The organism is Echinicola arenosa (assembly GCF_014841125.1).
Taxonomy (GTDB): Bacteria; Bacteroidota; Bacteroidia; order Cytophagales; family Cyclobacteriaceae; genus Echinicola; species Echinicola arenosa.
In genome coordinates this window covers 478,677-495,794 of record NZ_JACYTQ010000003.1, presented here as the reverse complement: position 1 = coordinate 495,794, position 17,118 = coordinate 478,677, and the positions used below count along the sequence as shown (strand labels likewise).

Annotated in this window: 15 protein-coding genes and 1 tRNA gene; 12 read left to right on the top strand and 4 right to left on the bottom strand. The window is 37.0% G+C overall.

What is annotated here, in order from left to right; all coding sequences use genetic code 11:
* Positions 1-106: 106 nt before the first annotated feature.
* The 3 genes from IFO69_RS11330 (at position 107) to IFO69_RS11320 (ending at position 5,419) form a co-directional block, all read left to right on the top strand.
* On the top strand, positions 107-1,333 hold the full coding sequence (locus IFO69_RS11330; RefSeq protein ID WP_192010212.1) for a glycoside hydrolase family protein: 1,227 nt from the start codon (positions 107-109) through the stop codon (positions 1,331-1,333).
* Positions 1,334-1,618: 285 nt separating this feature from the next.
* Positions 1,619-3,499 carry a tetratricopeptide repeat-containing sensor histidine kinase gene (locus IFO69_RS11325; protein ID WP_192010211.1) on the top strand — a complete coding sequence of 627 codons (1,881 nt, stop codon included), beginning with the start codon at positions 1,619-1,621 and terminating at the stop codon, positions 3,497-3,499.
* Between the two features lie 93 nt (positions 3,500-3,592).
* Positions 3,593-5,419, top strand: coding sequence for a hypothetical protein (locus IFO69_RS11320; RefSeq protein ID WP_192010210.1), 1,827 nt, complete (start codon positions 3,593-3,595; stop codon positions 5,417-5,419).
* A gap of 59 nt (positions 5,420-5,478) precedes the next feature.
* Here the strand turns inward: IFO69_RS11320 and IFO69_RS11315 are convergent, their stop codons facing one another.
* Positions 5,479-5,685 carry a CsbD family protein gene (locus tag IFO69_RS11315; protein ID WP_192010209.1) on the bottom strand — a complete coding sequence of 69 codons (207 nt, stop codon included), beginning with the start codon at positions 5,683-5,685 and terminating at the stop codon, positions 5,479-5,481.
* Between the two features lie 97 nt (positions 5,686-5,782).
* Positions 5,783-6,031 (bottom strand): DUF7218 family protein, encoded by a 249-nt coding sequence (locus tag IFO69_RS11310; RefSeq protein WP_192010208.1) that lies wholly within the window; start codon positions 6,029-6,031, stop codon positions 5,783-5,785.
* Between the two features lie 779 nt (positions 6,032-6,810).
* Here IFO69_RS11310 and thrS point away from each other — a divergent pair.
* The 4 genes from thrS (at position 6,811) to rplT (ending at position 10,067) form a co-directional block, all read left to right on the top strand.
* Positions 6,811-8,760 carry a threonine--tRNA ligase gene (gene thrS / locus IFO69_RS11305; RefSeq protein WP_192010207.1) on the top strand — a complete coding sequence of 650 codons (1,950 nt, stop codon included), beginning with the start codon at positions 6,811-6,813 and terminating at the stop codon, positions 8,758-8,760.
* Positions 8,761-8,849: 89 nt separating this feature from the next.
* On the top strand, positions 8,850-9,401 hold the full coding sequence (gene infC / locus IFO69_RS11300; protein ID WP_192010206.1) for a translation initiation factor IF-3: 552 nt from the start codon (positions 8,850-8,852) through the stop codon (positions 9,399-9,401).
* Between the two features lie 22 nt (positions 9,402-9,423).
* Positions 9,424-9,618 (top strand): 50S ribosomal protein L35, encoded by a 195-nt coding sequence (gene rpmI / locus IFO69_RS11295; RefSeq protein ID WP_192010205.1) that lies wholly within the window; start codon positions 9,424-9,426, stop codon positions 9,616-9,618.
* 104 nt (positions 9,619-9,722) lie between these two features.
* Complete coding sequence (rplT, locus tag IFO69_RS11290) at positions 9,723-10,067, top strand: 50S ribosomal protein L20 (RefSeq protein ID WP_186757920.1); 345 nt, start codon at positions 9,723-9,725, stop codon at positions 10,065-10,067.
* Between the two features lie 533 nt (positions 10,068-10,600).
* Here rplT and IFO69_RS11285 read toward each other — a convergent pair.
* Both IFO69_RS11285 and IFO69_RS11280 read right to left on the bottom strand, forming a co-directional pair.
* Complete coding sequence (locus tag IFO69_RS11285) at positions 10,601-10,870, bottom strand: GIY-YIG nuclease family protein (protein WP_192010204.1); 270 nt, start codon at positions 10,868-10,870, stop codon at positions 10,601-10,603.
* 53 nt (positions 10,871-10,923) lie between these two features.
* A tRNA-Met gene (locus IFO69_RS11280) sits at positions 10,924-10,997 on the bottom strand.
* A 165-nt stretch (positions 10,998-11,162) separates the two neighbouring features.
* Between IFO69_RS11280 and IFO69_RS11275 the strand changes: the two genes are divergently transcribed.
* From IFO69_RS11275 to IFO69_RS11255, 5 genes are all read left to right on the top strand, one after another.
* Positions 11,163-11,558 carry an START-like domain-containing protein gene (locus IFO69_RS11275; RefSeq protein ID WP_192010203.1) on the top strand — a complete coding sequence of 132 codons (396 nt, stop codon included), beginning with the start codon at positions 11,163-11,165 and terminating at the stop codon, positions 11,556-11,558.
* Between the two features lie 93 nt (positions 11,559-11,651).
* Positions 11,652-13,460: an LptF/LptG family permease gene (locus IFO69_RS11270; protein WP_192010202.1), complete on the top strand. Its 1,809-nt coding sequence runs from the start codon at positions 11,652-11,654 to the stop codon at positions 13,458-13,460.
* 81 nt (positions 13,461-13,541) lie between these two features.
* The gene (gene rpsO, locus IFO69_RS11265; protein ID WP_192010201.1) at positions 13,542-13,817 is read left to right on the top strand and encodes a 30S ribosomal protein S15; all 276 of its coding nucleotides are present in this window, start codon (positions 13,542-13,544) and stop codon (positions 13,815-13,817) included.
* Between the two features lie 108 nt (positions 13,818-13,925).
* Entirely contained in the window at positions 13,926-16,067 is a 2,142-nt protein-coding gene (gene pnp / locus IFO69_RS11260; protein ID WP_192010200.1) for a polyribonucleotide nucleotidyltransferase, read from the top strand.
* Between the two features lie 85 nt (positions 16,068-16,152).
* Positions 16,153-17,016 carry a sigma-70 family RNA polymerase sigma factor gene (locus tag IFO69_RS11255; RefSeq protein ID WP_015267200.1) on the top strand — a complete coding sequence of 288 codons (864 nt, stop codon included), beginning with the start codon at positions 16,153-16,155 and terminating at the stop codon, positions 17,014-17,016.
* Positions 17,017-17,118 lie beyond the last annotated feature (102 nt).

Here is a 17,118-nt window from a genome sequence, read left to right as displayed (position 1 = left end):
TTTGATTCTCAAGATAATAGAAAACTGGAAGTTAAAAAAGAAGATCGGTTTTAGGGTAAATGGACTAATTATGTTAATTTAGAGAGATAAATTAGGAAGGTTAATTATGAAAAAGATAATGTTAAGGCTTGCGACTATACTTTGTTTTGTAGTGCTTTCTGAAGGTTGTGTGAAAGCTCAAATTAAGTTAGAGCCACAAAAAGTCAATGCGCATTTGGACAAGGTTGGAGAGAGTCCAATTTTAAAAGGGGCTGCTATTTTGAATAATGAAGGTTATTTTGTTTGGGGTGGAAGTGTGGTGAAAGGTGAAGATGGGCGATATCATATGTTTTATTCGAGATGGCCATCAGGTGAGAACCATGATAGGTTTGGTGATGGCTGGCTAATTAATTCTGAAATTGCCTATGCCGTATCAGATTATCCTGACCATGATTTTAAATTTGTAAAAGTTGTTTTGCAGGGACGCCACCATGAAGGTATGCCTGATGCTTGGAATGGTCAGTCTGTTCATAATCCCCATATCCAAAAGTTCGAAGGAAAGTATTACTTATACCATACAGGGTCAAAATATCCAGGAGCTCAAGAACCAGGTACACCAGGAGCTTCTTTAAGTAAGAGGAATTTGATTCAGCAAAGCCAACAATTAGGAGTAGTTACGTTTGATAGCATTGAAGATCTTGTGGCTGGAAATATTGTTAGATCAGACAAGCCTTTGCTTAGTCCCAGGACCCGTGTGAAAGATAAAGATGTTCTCAATCCTTCACCAAAAGGAACAGATGCCTTGCCCGATAACCTTATAGTGGTCAATCCTGCGGTAGTTCAGCGACCAAGTGATGGCAAATATTTATTGTTTTTTAAAGGAAATTTATATGCTCCTTCTTGGCGAGGTGTTCACGGTGTAGCCATTAGTGATACTCCAGGTGGTCCATTTATTCCTCAAGATAAATTTGTTTTTGATGTAAGGGATGAAGAGGGGAAGCTGGCTTCAGCAGAAGACCCGTATGTTTGGTACCATGATGGTTCAAAACGGTTCTATACTGTATTTAAGGATTTTACTGGAAAAATTACAGGAGAGGATCCTGGCTTGGCTATCATGTGTTCTGAGGATGGTATGGATTGGGAAAAAATGGACAATGCCATGTTTATGCCTTTAAAAATCCAATTGGAAAACGGAGAGGAAGTCCTTGTGAATAGATTGGAAAGACCACAATTTTTAATAGGTGATGATGGGCTTCCTAAGGTTCTCTATGCTGCTTGTTCGATTGACCCATTGAATGATAAAAAAGATGGTAGTTCCTTTAATATTCAAATACCATTAATAAGTAGTTATTGATTTATTTAGGTTATTTTGATTTCAGGAATTTTCTGGGGCAAGGGTAACTGCTTGTATTTTTTTCCGATTTTGACAAAAGTTTGAGGTTATTGATCCAGTGGAATAAGTATGTTTTTTTTAATTAAAACTTAACAGGAAGGACTTTTAAAAAATTAGTAGGTCATTACTTTTTATCCTAATAGGTATAGTTTTTATGCAACTAAATTTTATTTTTGTTGTTCTAAACAATTGATTTTTAGTATAAATTGTTTAGATCTTATACTAATCCTATCACCTAACAACCCGATGACAAGCTATTTTTCACCTATTTTATATGTGATATTTCCTTTGTTGTTTTTGCAGCAAATGGATGCTTTTTCGCAGGGAGAGTTTGAGCAATTTGATTCATTGATTGAGTTATCTAATTTTTATAAATACAATGAATTGGATTCCTCATTAAAGTTTGCAAATCAAGCCAAAAATGTAGCAGAAAAATATAATAACAGACTTTTGATAGGCAAAGCTGCCAATCAACTAGGTGCAATCTATTACTCATCGGGAAGGTATGACAAAAGTATGGATGCTTACAAGGAGGCATTTGGCATTTTCAATGATGAAGTAGATAATCCAGAAGAGTTAGCTGCAGCTTGGAATGGTCGAGGATTGGTGCTTTTGGGCTTACTTGATTATGAGATGGCTATCCACATGTGGGAGAGAAGTAAAAGCCTAAATTTGAAAATTGGGGATACTGTTTCACTTGCCCGCAATTATTTTAATATCGGTGTGGCTCAAAAAGGTTTAGGCAAAATAGATGAAGCCTTGGAAAGTCTGTTTATGGCAAAAAAACTATTGGAAAAAAAACCAGATCCATTTTTGGATAAAATGGTTCCCAACAGGATTGCAGATTTGTTTTTTGCCATTGGAGATTTGGATTCTGCTACTAATTATTTTCAAAGCGTTCTGGCAGATTCAAGTCACCTTAATAATTGGGAGAAGTCGTTTACTTATACTGGATTAGGCAAAATCGCATTTAAAAGGAAGGATTTCCAATCAGCTGTAAAACTTGCGGAAAAGGGTTTTTTGTATGCCAATATGAGTCATGCCTTTTGGGACTTGGAACGCTCTTCTAAGCTATTGATGACTGCTTACGATTCATTGAATGATTTTAAAAAGGCCTTGCATTATGCATTGATCAACAAGGCCAACAATGATAGCCTTTATAATTTAGAAAAGACCAGAGAAATCAATCAGTCCAATTTAAAATTGGCAGAAGTCAAAAATCAACAATTGGCTCACGAAAAGGCTTTGATACTGGAGAAATCTCGCTCTAATAAGGTATGGAATATCTCTTTGTTGATTTTGGTAGTCTTTCTTATTTTGTTATTGTGGATGTTTATTCGTCACCTTATAATTAAAAATAGGTTTTTAAAAAAACTAGAGGTCAATCACGCGAAAATTAAACAACAGAAAATTCAGTTAGCACATCAAAACAAGTTATTAAATAACATCAACAACTCTAAAAATGAGTTGTTTTCCATTCTTTCCCATGATTTAAAATCTCCTATAAATTCGATCAAGCAAATATTGGAAATGGAGCAGACAGGATATTTTGAGGAAAATGATAAAAGTGAAGTCATCAATCTATTGAGGTTACAAGTTACCAAAACAGATGCCATGCTTGATAGCCTTTTGAAGTGGGCAAAAAGCCAATTAGAAGGAGCAGAGGCCCAAATTGTAAGTATCAACCTTCCCCAATTTGTGGAAAGTAAGCTTACAAATTTTGACACTCAATTATTGTTGAAGGAAATATCACTTTATCACAAGAAAACTTCTGTGCCATCTGCTTTAGTGGATAAAAATCACTTGGGTATAATATTCCAAAATCTTTTGAATAATGCCATCAAATTTACTCCTAGGGGTGGAACAATTGAGATTCGGTATAGTGAAAATGACCAGTATGTAAAATTAAGGATTATTGATTCGGGGGTAGGTATTGATGATGTTGACTTGAACGCTCTACAAAGTGGCAATACAGCTATTATATCAAAAAAAGGTACTGACCAGGAAACCGGATCAGGCTTAGGCCTTCTTTTAGTAAAGCAATTGGTAGCTTACAATAAAGGCCTCTTGGATATAAAAAGCCATCCTGGTGAAGGAACAGAGGTTAGTTTGTCATTTTTGAAATGAAGAGATGACTTTTATCAGTTTGAGGCCTGACCAATAAAAACTTTTTAAGCTGGCCTTCCTATTAGCTTTGTTGACCAAGAAAAAGTCAACATCATGAGTATAATAGATATTAACCACTCTAAATCAACGCCAAATATTCATAGTTTTCACCTTCCTGTTATGGGTTTAGGTTATACCATAGACAGCCCAATTAAGGTGGCAAGATTTGGAATAGACAGTTGTGTTTCCATCATGGAAGATGGGTTAATAGAGTCAATGAGGAAGGTACTCTGCAGGAAATTTATGGAACCTTATTTGACAATAGATACTAAATCTGAAGATGCCCGAGCCAAGAGAATAACTGCTTACCTTAATTTGCTTCACAAAATAGTAAACGATCAAATCACTCAACTCAAGGCTGAATCTTTTGAAGATGCAGGTTCTAATATAACCAAGTACTTTGAAATGCTTCCTATCAGCCAACCTTTCGCACGATTGTATGAGGTCATGAGAAATGCCAAACATCAAGCCAGGATCGAATTGCAAGAGGTGCTAAGACAAGGAATCAGACCTGGAAGAATAGATGTTAACATCATGACCAAGGTCGATAAGTTAAATTATAATGAAAAGGGACAAGCTCTTCCTAGGGAGTTTTCAGACGCTTTGTCTGCATTAAGAGGTTATGCAATGTCTGACCTCTGTTCTTCAGTTGTGTTTTCAGCGGGGATGAATCCTGCTCTTTTTACTTATCTGGAACAATTTGATGATTTCTTTCCAGATGAAAACGGGAAAATAAAAAAAGGTGTAATTCTAAAAGTAAGTGATTTTAGATCAGCACTTATCCAAGGAAAATTTTTGGCGAATAAAGGATTGTGGATCAGGGAATTTAGAATCGAGTCTGGACTTAATTGTGGTGGTCATGCTTTTGCCACCGAGGGAAATTTGATGGGGCCAATTTTGGAAGAATTTAAGAGTAAAAGAACTGAATTAGAGGCTGAACTTTTTAAAATATGTCAAACAGCCTTATCTGACAAAAACAGGAATTTACTAGATAAAAACAGTAAAGTAAGAATAACGGCTCAAGGCGGAATTGGAAACTTTGAAGAAGATCAACTATTACTAAATCATTATCAACTGGATGGGACAGGATGGGGCAGTCCATTTCTATTGGTTCCAGAGGCTACAAGTGTTGACAAGGACACTTTGAATAGGATTTTGGAAGCTAAAGAATCTGATTTTTTCCTAAGCCATGCATCACCATTGGGAGTTCCATTCAACAACCTTAGAATTAGCTCGGGAGAAGACCAAAGGAAGGAAAGGATTAAAAAAAACAGACCAGGAAGCCCTTGTTACAAAAAAACACTTTCATTCGATACTGAATTTACTAAAATACCCATTTGTACCTCCTCCCGACAATATCAACACTTAAAGTTAAAGCAGTTAAAAAAAACGGGTAGTGATAATTTTGAGCATGAAGCTTCTATCATATTAGAGAAAGATTGTTTGTGTGAAGGATTAAGTGCTCCGGTTCTATTGGCAAATGGTGTAAGGCCAGATAGAAATTTAGAAGCAGTTACTATTTGCCCTGGACCAAATTTGGCTTATTTCAAAGGTGTTTATAGTTTGCGGGAAATGATAGATCATATTTATGGTAAAACCTCCTTGCATCAGGAAGTCAATAGGCCTTATTTTTTGATCAAGGAGTTGCAATTGTATATGGATCATTTAAAAAAAGAAATCCAACAATTCAAGTTAGCCCCAGACCGTAAGTGGCAAAAGAATCTCCAAAGTTTTAAGTCGAATCTAGAAACTAGTATAATTTATTATAAAGGACTTTTTAGTGAAGTTATTGAAAAACCAAAGGACCTTGTTCAAGCTACTCAAAATGAATTGGATAACGCACTTTTATTTTTGAAACGGATTAACATAGATTTGGATTGAGCATAAATAGAAAATGGCCAGTGGATTTATCCACTGGCCATCCTTATGATGTGATTAAATTAAGCTTTTTCATCCTCAGATTCGGTAAACAGAAACTGTTTGAGGTCATCAATTGATTCTCCCGTTTTTTTCTGAATCCTACCTAAGAGTTGGTCTTCTTGACCTTCAGCATACATCAAATCATCATCTGTTAATTCACCATATTTAGATTTAAGCTTACCTTTAAGCTCATTCCAATTTCCTTTTAATTGCAAGTTGTTAGACATTGGTTCTTTGGTTTTGGTTGAAAAACTTATTTGTAGTTATTAATGTAAACACTGCAAAGGCCGTTCCAAGGTGGAAGGATTATTAAATAATTTCAAATTATGAATTTCTCAAGGCTTTGATCAACTCATCTTTGCTCATTTTACTTCTACCCTCAATGCCAACTTCTTTGGCTTTGTCATATAAATTATCTTTTGTCCATTCCTCATAAGGTTTAGCCTGACCTCCTTTTTTGCCAGAATCAGGAGAGTTGGCTATTCTGGCTGCTTTTGTCTTGCTCATTCCTTTATCACGCAAGGCTTCATACTGCTCATCATTTTTTATATTTGATCCATGATTTTTCGCCATAATAAATTATTTTTGATATATTTTAATAACAAATAGCATTCCAGAAATCACCTATTTATTGATGATACTACTAATGAAAAAGCAGAAAGCAATTTAGTTTAATGCTGTTGATTGTGTTTTAAAATTAATCTAGAAAAGCAATGCTGCACATGCTTACTAATGGGATAATATTCTTTATTTGTCTCAAAGAATATTGAAGAGTCTTCGAAATTGTGCATTTTTTCAGAATATTGTCCCAACTAATGCACTAAAGATTCTCCAGATATATTTTATTGTCTCTTTTTTTGAGCGTTTTTTAAAATCAATTAAACTGATTTTTGAATGTTTTGATACCATCATTACCGCAGCTTTGTATTGATCCACAATAAAATTTCCGTCCATAATATTGACTTCTTCCACCACAATTTAAGGAAAGCGAATTGTCAACCCTATACTTAAAAACCTATGGGGCTAAGTTTTAGAATGAAAACGATTATCTACATCCAAGAGAAACCTCAATGTAAGAAGCCTGATTTTGGATAGCCAACAGTTCATTTCCGAAATAGCCAATGAAAATGACTACAAAAATCCGCAATATTTTACATTGGCATTTAATAATCACCTTGGAAATGTGCCCAGCCATTTTAGACATCAGAACTGAGTCTTCAAATTTCAGTTATCGCTTCCCTGTAATTCTTTAAGCTTAAAACTTTTCAATACGTGTGTGAATTTGCATATTTGCATACTTAATGCACCTGTTTGTAAAGGTGTTTTGTTCAATACAATTTTCTAAAGTTTAGATGTCTAACGAATTAATTAACATTACACTGCCCGATGGGTCGGTGAGACAGTACGAAAAAGGAACTACCAGCTTACAAATTGCGCTTAGTATCAGTGAGGGATTAGCTCGGAACGTTCTTGCAGCCAAAGTAAATGGTGAAGTTTGGGATGCAACAAGGCCCATTTTGAAAGATTCAGAAGTCCAGTTATTGACCTGGAATGACAAAGATGGAAAGTCAACTTTTTGGCATTCTTCAGCCCACCTTTTAGCGGAAGCACTGGAGGTACTTTATCCAGGAGTAAAATTTGGGATTGGTCCTTCCATTGAGACGGGCTTTTACTATGACGTGGATTTTGGTGATAGGCAAGTTGATGGAACGGAATTGGAGGCCATTGAGAAGAAAATGCTGGAACTTGCTCGTCAAAAGAATGAATACATTCGAAAGGATATTTCTAAAAGCGATGCAATTGCCTATTTCAAAGATAAAGGCGATGAATATAAATTGGACCTCATAGATGGCCTTGAAGATGGTAAAATTACTTTTTATGAGCAAGGTAATTTTGTAGACCTTTGTCGTGGACCTCACGTCCCCAATACTGGCTTCATCAAAGCAGTTAAATTGCTAAATGTAGCTGGAGCTTACTGGAGAGGGGATGAGAACAATAAAATGCTCACCAGGATTTATGGAGTTTCCTTCCCTAAAGCAAAGGAGCTTACTGAGTATTTGCAAATGCTTGAGGAAGCCAAAAAGCGTGACCATAGAAAATTAGGAAGAGAACTGGAATTGTTCACCTTCTCTGAAAAGGTTGGTATGGGTTTACCGCTTTGGTTGCCTAAGGGGACTTTACTAAGAGAGCGTTTAGTAAACTTTTTGAAAAAGGCGCAAGATAAATCAGGGTACCAACAAGTGGTAACGCCTCACATTGGCCATAAGGCGCTCTATGAAACGTCAGGTCACTATGAGAAGTATGGTAAGGATTCTTTCCAGCCGATAGCTACACCTCATGAAGGAGAGGAATTCTTGTTAAAACCAATGAACTGTCCTCACCACTGTGAGATTTATAAACATAAGCCAAGATCTTACAAGGATTTGCCGATACGATATGCTGAATTTGGTACAGTGTATCGATATGAGCAAAGTGGTGAATTGCATGGTTTGACCAGAGTAAGAGGTTTTACTCAAGATGATGCACACATTTTCTGCCGTCCAGATCAGGTGAAAGAGGAATTCATCAAAGTTATTGATTTGGTATTGTATGTATTCAAAGCCCTAGGCTTTGATGACTATACTGCGCAAATCTCTTTGAGAGATCCTGAAAACAAAGAAAAGTACATTGGCGGAGATTATGCATGGAACAAAGCGGAGTCAGCTATTGTTGAAGCCGCTCAGGAAAAAGGCTTGGAGACAATAACAGAACTTGGAGAAGCAGCCTTCTATGGTCCTAAGTTGGACTTTATGGTGAAGGATGCCTTGGGAAGAAGCTGGCAGCTGGGAACCATCCAAGTAGATTATCAGTTACCGGATAGATTCCAATTGGAATATGTGGGTTCTGATAACCAAAAGCACCGTCCGGTGATGATTCACAGAGCACCGTTTGGTTCATTGGAAAGGTTTGTTGCCGTACTCATTGAGCATTGCGCGGGGAATTTTCCTTTGTGGTTATCGCCTGAGCAAATTAATATTTTGCCTATTTCAGAAAAATTTATTGAATACGCTAATACTGTTCATCAACTACTGGAAGAGAACGATATCGTTGGTTCTATTGACAACAGAGATGAGAAAATTGGACGTAAGATCAGGGACTCTGAAGTGAAAAAAGTGCCCTTCATGCTGATTGTAGGGGAAAAAGAACAGGCCGAAGGCAAAGTCTCTGTGCGTAAGCACGGGGAAGGCGACTTGGGAAGTTTCACACCTGAAGCCTTCGTGGAGTACTTCAAAAATATTATTTTGGAATCACTGAGTAAATAAAAATAAAAGCTAAAAAAGATTCGGTATTTTAATAATTAAAAAATTATCCGATATTTGCAGTCAAATTCATTTAATCAACTATAACTATTTTGAGAGGAAGAAAACCGTTTAGACCGAGACAAGAAGAACCTTATAAAGTAAACTCAAAGATCCGAGCCCGTGAAGTGAGGGTAGTTGGAGATTTTGTGGAAGGGGGCAATGCCGTTCTTTCTACAGAGGCCGCTATCAAAATCGCACAAGAACAGGATCTTGATCTCGTAGAAATTTCTCCTAACGCTAATCCACCAGTTTGTAAGGTGATTGATTATGCGAAGTTCAAATATGAACAGAAGAAGAAGCAGAAGGAAATAAAAGCCAATGCAGCTAAAACTGTTCTAAAAGAAATCAGGTTCGGCCCTAACACGGATGATCATGATTTTGCATTTAAATTAAAGCATGCCATCAACTTCCTTAAGGATGGGGCAAAGGTGAAAGCTTATGTACATTTCGTCGGTAGGTCCATTGTCTTTAAGGAAAGAGGAGAGATGTTATTATTGAAATTCGCACAGGCGTTGGAAGAATACGGTCATGTGGAGCAACTTCCCAAAATGGAAGGTAAAAGAATGAATATGTTCGTTGCTCCCAAAACCAGTAAGAAATAATTTCAACAAATAATACAGTGTTATGCCTAAAGTAAAAACTAAATCAAGTGCAAAGAAGAGATTCAAATTAACTGGATCTGGAAAAATCAGAAGGAAACATGCTTACAAAAGCCACATCCTGACCAAGAAAGAGACCAAAAGAAAGAGAAATCTTACTAAAATGGGAGAGGTTCATGAGTCAGATGTGAACAGAGTAAAAGACATGTTGAGAATCTAATTTTCGACAAAACAATTTAAGGTTATTTATTCACCAGATACTTGGTCAGTAAAGTTCCTAAGGCTAATGCCTGAAGACACCAAGAGTCAAAAAATCATTTAATTATGCCAAGATCAGTAAACGCGGTAGCGTCAAGAGCAAGAAGAAAAAAAGTATTAAAAGCTACTAGAGGTTATTTCGGAAGAGGTAGCAACGTATGGACAGTAGCTAAAAACAAATACGAAAAAGGTTTACAATACGCTTACAGAGATAGAAAAGCCAAGAAGAGAGAATTCAGAAAGCTTTGGATTCAGCGTATCAATGCCGGTGCCAGAGAGCATGGTATTTCTTATTCACAATTCATGGGTCTGCTCAAGAAAGCAGAAGTTGAGCTAAACAGAAAAGTTTTGGCTGACCTTGCTATGAATCATCCAGAGGCATTTAAAGCTGTTGTTGAAAAAGTAAAGTAAGGAGCACTAACTTACTCTATATTAAAAGCCCCTCAAATGAGGGGCTTTTTGTTTGGTAATATTTTTTATTTATAGCATGTCAATTTCCCAATTTTCACTATATTACAATTAGAGCTGTACAAAATATTTAGCCTTAACTAGCTTATTGAATGTTTTTGTTAAAAGAAAGGTACAAGGCCACTATTCAGTTACTTCCGCTAATGTAATTCAAAGATGATATGTAGTTTGGGCTCAGGTATATATGTTTGATGAGCGACTAATTTATTATGAATAATGCGTGTTAGATCTTTATAATACTAACTAAACTGCCAGAATGGTATATGCCAGTCACGTCCGAGGTCATTCCGGCATAAGTTTTACCAGAAGATTTAGAGAACAAAACATAAACAGTAAAAATATCTTCCATGATTGAAAAAAGAACAAACAAAAAAAGGCTCCCAAAATTGGAAGCCTGAAAGTAGTCCCGATAGTTATCGGGATGAGTTGAACCACTGTCCGCCGTGGCGGATATGAATCCTTGGGCGAAAGAGGAACTAGTGGTTATTATGGTAAGGTAAGATATTAGATTTGATCCATTCTCTTCCTTTACCGGTTTTGAGCTCTTTTTCTCTTTGAAGTGCTTTAGATTTGGAGTTGAAAATTTCAGTATGTATAACTATCCACGGTCTATACTTAACAGTAAAGCCTTTTTTGGCAAAAGTGTTGTGTGAATGGAACCTATTGATTAGGTCGGAGGTCATTCCGGTATAAGTTTTACCAGAAGATTTAGAGAACAAAACATAAACAGTAAAAATATCTTCCATGATTGAAAAAAAGAACAAACAAAAAAAGGCTCCCAAAATTGGAAGCCTGAAAGTAGCGAGGACGGGAGTTGAACCCGTGACCTCAGGGTTATGAATCCTGCGCTCTAACCAACTGAGCTACCTCGCCAAGTAATTGACTCTTGAGAGTCTCCAAGTCATCAGGATAAATGTCGGCTTTGGTTAACTGCCAACTCCTTGCTGAATGGGAATGCAAATATGTAGGGTTATCAGGTTAAATGCAAGCCTAAGCAGGGAAAAATGTTAACTTTTTATGGAATAAAATTATAAAGTTATGGTAAAGAATAAGTTTGTTGCTGACTATCAGGTGAATACTTCCAAAAAGATTATTTTCCCCTATTTAAGTACTGCTAGTGGACTTTCTGAATGGTTTGCAGATGATGTAACCATAGATTCTGATAAGAATTTCAATTTTGTTTACGATGGGATAGACCATTATGCTAGAGTGACTGCTATTCGGTCTAATCATGGAGTGAAATTTGAGTTTTTTGACCCCTCATTACCCGATGAAGAAGACCACTCTTATGTGGAGTTTAGATTGGAGGAAAATGAATTGACCCAAACTTTGTTTTTAAAAGTGATCGACTACAGTGATTCTTATGATGATGAAGAACAAGAAGAAATTTGGGACGGCTTGATCACTACTTTGAAGGAAATAATTGGAGGGTAAGGCGTATTAATAAAACTATCGTTATAATTTTTCATTTAATATGATGAACTTAGCGACATCATATTACGTGAATAATTGGTGTGTGTACGCCTCATGAAAAAATTAGACAAATTGATTCTAGGGTCCTTCATTGGACCATTTTTATTGACTTTTATCGTGGTAGATTTTATTCTGCTGACGGTAAATATGCTTAAATACTTTGACGAGATCTTTGGTAAAGGTTTGGGGTTTGGAGTTTATATGGAACTCATAGGTTATTTTGTAATCTCCATTTCCCCCATGGCTTTGCCTTTGGCCGTGTTGCTTTCTGCTTTGATGACTTTTGGGAATCTAGGAGAGCATTTTGAATTGACGGCTATCAAGAGTTCTGGAATATCCTTGTTGCGGGCTCTTTTGCCCATTGGTGTATTTGTATTGTTTCTTTCCATAGCGGCTTTCTTTTCCAACAATTACCTGGTGCCAAAAGTCAATCTCAAGACTTTCAGCTTGCTTTATGATATTCGAATGAAGTCACCAGCATTGGACATTAAAGAAGGAATATTTTACAATGGCATACCAAATTATAGTATAAAAGTAAACCAAAAACTTGATGATATCAGGCTAAAGGATGTTATCATTTATGACCACTCTGGGGGAAAAGGTAATTTGGGCGTTATTTTGGCGGATTCTGGTAGGATGGAGCCTTTTTTTAATGACCGCTTTATGAAGTTGACGCTTTATAGTGGTTATAGTTATAATGAAGAGGATGCCAAGCGGGGGATCAGAGGAAAGCCTGTTCCATTTACGAGAACAAAATTCGATAAAAATGAGATTGTATTCAGCCTCGATGCATTTGAGATGGATCGTACTCCAGAGAACCTATGGTCTTCCAATAGGTCTATCAAGAATATAAGTGAGATTCAAGCCGATGTGGACTCCATGTCCAATCAACTGGTGAATTATCAGTATTATAATTATGCACAATTAAAGTCAGCCTATTCCTTTTTCACAAAACAAAGAGAAATAGAAATACCCAAGGATCTTCAGGCAAAAAAAGCTATGGTAGACTCTCTTAAAAACCTTGAATGGGAAAAAAAGAGGAGGGAAGAGGAAGCTTTGCATAGGGGCGATTCCTTGGAAAGAAGAAACATAAACGATGACCAAGAGGTTAGAGACATAGAAGAAAATAGTGCCTCTGGAAAGAGAAGTCCACTAATTGAAAGAGAAATTGTAATCAATGAAGAAAGTCCTGAGGAAGTAGAACAGGACCTGGAGATAGTAGATGATGAGAGGGAGCAAATAACCCAATCCCCAAAAGAGGTAGACACAGCAGCTGTCAACAAAGCTAAAAAGTTGGTAGCTGAAAAGCGGCAAAAAGAGGAGGATGTGAAAAAAGCCTACCTTAAATTCTCGGATATTCAAATTGCTAAAATTGACTCTATCCTTGAAAATGGGAATTATAGATCAAGAGCTGCTACCATTGGTTTGCAAAGTGCGAGGACTTTGAAAAACAATTTCAGCAGTAATATGGGAAATGTGGAAAATTTAGCTCGTGAGAAAAGGCGTTTCGAAATCAGTTGGTACCAGAAGTATACCCAAGCATTTGCCTGTATTGTGATGTTTATGATAGGAGCTCCTTTGGGTGCTATCATTAAAAAAGGTGGGTTGGGAATGCCCGTGTTGTTTTCAATCATCTTCTTCATCATTTTTTATATGTTGACCATAACAGGTGAAAAATGGGCCAAGGAGGGAATGGCTGATCCGTTATTTGGTACTTGGTTTTCTAATTTGGCTTTGATTCCTATTGGTTTGGTCTTTTTAAGACAAGCTAGGAGGGATGCCAGGGTTTTTGAAGCGGATGTATATGCTGCTGCTTTTCAAAAGATAAAACAACGGCTGAATATAAAAAAAGGTAAAAAATGATATGGGGATTTTACTATTAAAAATAATAGTCATACCTTTGTAGCTGCTTTAAATAAACATAATAATTAATTTTAACTAAGCATGTATTTAACTTCAGAGAAAAAGTCAGAGTTGTTCAAGAATCATGGTAGGTTAAAATCTGATAAAGACACAGGATCTCCTGAATCTCAGATTGCGCTTTTCACATTCAGAATCAAGCACCTAACCGATCACTTGAAAACCAACAAAAAAGATCACTCTTCAAGATTGGGTCTTTTGAAATTAGTAGGTAAGCGCAGAGCTCTTTTGAACTATCTTTACAAAAACGACATTGAAAGATATAGAGCAGTATTAGCAGACTTAGGACTACGTAAATAATTTGTTTGTAAGGTTCCCCGTAGCGGGAACCTTACTTTTTTTCTTTCCCCCATATATTTAAACCTTACTTTTAAAACTAGTCAGAAGATTTATTCTTAAAGAAATCGTATGTTACCAAATGTAATTTCAAAAACTATCACCCTCGAGGATGGTAGAGAAATCATCATTGAAACCGGTGCATTGGCCAAGCAAGCAGATGGTGCTGTTGTGGTTAAAATGGGCAATGCTATGCTCCTGGCAACCGTTGTTTCAAAAAAAGAGGCAGGAGAAGGGGTAGACTTCCTTCCGATGTCAGTAGATTATCAGGAAAAATTTGCCGCATCAGGTAAAATTCCAGGGGGCTTCTTAAAAAGAGAAGGAAGGCTATCAGATTATGAAATTTTGATCAGCCGAATTGTAGATAGGGCTATCCGTCCTATTTTTCCAGAAGACTATCATGCAGATACCCAGATCATGATCACCCTAATGTCTTCTGATGATGAAGTATTGCCTGACTGCTTGGCGGGATTGGCAGCTTCTGCGGCATTGGCAGTTTCAGATATTCCATTCAATGGACCTATTTCAGAAGTAAGAGTAGCCAAGATTGATGGTGAGTTGGTGATAAACCCAACCCCAACTAAGCTTGAAGAGGCTACTTTGGAATTTATCGTGGCTGGATCGTTGGATTTCATCTTGATGGTAGAAGGTGAAGCTAATGAAATCTCAGAAGATGAAATGGTGGAAGCTATTCAATTTGCCCACGAGGAAATTAAAAAACATTGTCAGGCCCAAATCGAACTTACCAAATTGGTAGGTAAAGAAGAGAAAAGAGAATACTCTCACGAAAAAGAAGATTTGGCTCTTTATGAAAAAATGAAGGGAGAGCTTTATGACAAATGTTATGAAGTAGTGAGCAAACAAATCGCTAATAAATCTGAAAGAAGCGACTTGATCAGTGCTATTAAAGATGAGTTTGTAGAAAGCCTAGGTGAGGAGCATGAATATGAAGCTGATTTGATCGGACCATATTTCAAGAAAATTCATAAAGAAGCAGCTAGAAATCTAACACTAAACGAAAAGAAACGTTTGGATGGACGTAAGCTCAATGAAGTAAGACCTATTTGGTCTGTGGTAGATTACCTTCCTTCAGCTCATGGTTCTGCAGTATTTACTAGAGGTGAAACCCAATCAGTAACAACTTGTACTTTGGGTACCAAACTGGATGAGCAAATGATTGATGGAGCAGTGATCTCCGGATACAATAAGTTCTTCCTACATTACAACTTCCCTGGATTTTCAACAGGAGAAGTTAGACCAAACAGAGGACCAGGACGTAGAGAAGTGGGGCATGGCAATTTAGCGATGAGAGCTTTGAAAAAAGTTCTTCCTAGTGTAGATCAAAACCCTTACACAATACGTGTCGTTTCAGATATATTGGAGTCTAATGGCTCTTCTTCTATGGCAACAGTATGTGCGGGTTCTTTGGCAATGATGGATGCAGGTATTCAAATCAAGGCACCTGTAACGGGTATAGCAATGGGTATGATCTCCGATGCTGAAACTGGTAATTATTCTATCTTATCAGATATTTTAGGTGATGAAGATCACTTGGGAGATATGGATTTCAAAGTTACAGGAACTGCTCAAGGTATCACTGCTTGTCAGATGGATCTTAAAGTAGAGGGTTTGGATTATAGTGTGTTGAAAGAAGCACTTTATCAAGCCAAAGAAGGTAGACTTCATATTTTGGATGAGATTTCCAAGACTTTGGCTGCACCTAAAGCAGAACTTAAACCTCATACTCCAAGGTCTTACAATATGACCATTCCTAAAGAGTTGATTGGTGCAGTTATTGGACCAGGCGGTAAAGTAATCCAAGAAATCCAAAAAGATACCGGAGCGACAATCGTTATTGAAGAAGTAGATAACCAAGGTAAAATCAATATCTTCTCCAACAACCAAGAGTCCATGGATTCAGCGATACAACGTATCAAAAATATTGTTGCACAACCTGAAATAGGAGAGACTTATACGGGTATTGTGAAAAACATTATGCCATTTGGTGCGTTTATTGAGTTCATGCCAGGCAAAGATGGCCTATTGCATATCTCTGAAATCAAGTGGGAAAGACTTGAAAACATGGATGGTGTATTGGAGCCAGGCGAAGAAATTGTGGTTAAATTAATTGATGTTGATAAAAAGACTGGAAAATTCAAGCTTTCAAGAAAGGTTCTTTTGCCGAAGCCTGAAAAGTCTGGAAAAAAAGATTAAATTATCTAGTCAATTAGTATATTGAACTTATTTAAGATTTAAATCTGTTATAAGTAAGTCCTAACTAAAATAAAGATATTCCTGAATGAGGCAGCTTAAAATTAGCAAACAGATCACTAACCGGGAGAGTCAGTCTCTCGATAAGTATTTACAAGAAATTGGTAAAGTAGATCTTCTTACTGCAGATGAAGAAGTGGTACTTGCCAAAAGAATCCGGGAAGGTGATCAGCTAGCTCTTGAAAAATTAACCAAAGCAAACCTTAGGTTCGTGGTTTCTGTTGCAAAGCAGTACCAAAACCAAGGCCTTTCTTTGGGTGATCTTATCAATGAGGGAAACTTGGGACTTATCAAAGCCGCACAGCGATTTGATGAGACCAGGGGCTTTAAATTTATTTCATACGCTGTTTGGTGGATCAGACAATCTATTCTGCAGGCTTTGGCTGAGCAGTCCAGGATTGTAAGACTTCCGCTTAACCGTGTAGGGTCTTTGAACAAAATCAGCAAGACTTTCAGTGAACTTGAGCAACGTTTTGAGAGAGAACCGTCTCCAGAAGAACTTGCAGAAGTATTGGAGGTAACCGCTGGTGAAGTGGTTGATACCATGAAGATTTCTGGCCGTCATGTGTCCATGGATGCTCCTTTCGTACAAGGAGAGGAAAACAGCCTTTTGGATGTTTTGGAAAATGATGGTGAGGAAAAACCTGATGATGGTTTGATGAATGATTCTTTGAGAAAAGAGGTTCAGAGAGCTTTGTCAACACTTACCCAGAGGGAAGCTGATGTGATTACCTTGTATTTTGGTTTGAATGGCGAACATGCCATGACGCTTGAAGAAATTGGTGAGAAATTTAATTTGACCAGAGAGCGTGTAAGACAGATCAAAGAAAAAGCAATCAGAAGATTGAGACATACTTCTAGAAGTAAGACATTGAAACCTTATTTGGGGTAGATATAAAAGTCAACAAATAGTAAAAGGGGCTCATGCCCCTTTTTTTGTACATGTATTTGTTTAGGTATCAGTTTCAACCTATCCACTGTAGGGTCAATAAAA

What these genes read in the sequence shown, in the direction of transcription:
- IFO69_RS11330 (WP_192010212.1), top strand. Translation starts at nt 107, where the DNA reads ATGAAAAAGATAATGTTAAGGCTTGCGACTATACTTTGTTTTGTAGTG.
- IFO69_RS11325 (WP_192010211.1), top strand. Translation starts at nt 1,619, where the DNA reads ATGACAAGCTATTTTTCACCTATTTTATATGTGATATTTCCTTTGTTG.
- IFO69_RS11320 (WP_192010210.1), top strand. Translation starts at nt 3,593, where the DNA reads ATGAGTATAATAGATATTAACCACTCTAAATCAACGCCAAATATTCAT.
- IFO69_RS11315 (WP_192010209.1), bottom strand. Translation starts at nt 5,685, where the DNA reads ATGTCTAACAACTTGCAATTAAAAGGAAATTGGAATGAGCTTAAAGGT.
- IFO69_RS11310 (WP_192010208.1), bottom strand. Translation starts at nt 6,031, where the DNA reads ATGGCGAAAAATCATGGATCAAATATAAAAAATGATGAGCAGTATGAA.
- thrS (WP_192010207.1), top strand. Translation starts at nt 6,811, where the DNA reads ATGTCTAACGAATTAATTAACATTACACTGCCCGATGGGTCGGTGAGA.
- rpmI (WP_192010205.1), top strand. Translation starts at nt 9,424, where the DNA reads ATGCCTAAAGTAAAAACTAAATCAAGTGCAAAGAAGAGATTCAAATTA.
- rplT (WP_186757920.1), top strand. Translation starts at nt 9,723, where the DNA reads ATGCCAAGATCAGTAAACGCGGTAGCGTCAAGAGCAAGAAGAAAAAAA.
- IFO69_RS11285 (WP_192010204.1), bottom strand. Translation starts at nt 10,870, where the DNA reads ATGGAAGATATTTTTACTGTTTATGTTTTGTTCTCTAAATCTTCTGGT.
- IFO69_RS11275 (WP_192010203.1), top strand. Translation starts at nt 11,163, where the DNA reads ATGGTAAAGAATAAGTTTGTTGCTGACTATCAGGTGAATACTTCCAAA.
- IFO69_RS11270 (WP_192010202.1), top strand. Translation starts at nt 11,652, where the DNA reads ATGAAAAAATTAGACAAATTGATTCTAGGGTCCTTCATTGGACCATTT.
- rpsO (WP_192010201.1), top strand. Translation starts at nt 13,542, where the DNA reads ATGTATTTAACTTCAGAGAAAAAGTCAGAGTTGTTCAAGAATCATGGT.
- pnp (WP_192010200.1), top strand. Translation starts at nt 13,926, where the DNA reads ATGTTACCAAATGTAATTTCAAAAACTATCACCCTCGAGGATGGTAGA.
- IFO69_RS11255 (WP_015267200.1), top strand. Translation starts at nt 16,153, where the DNA reads ATGAGGCAGCTTAAAATTAGCAAACAGATCACTAACCGGGAGAGTCAG.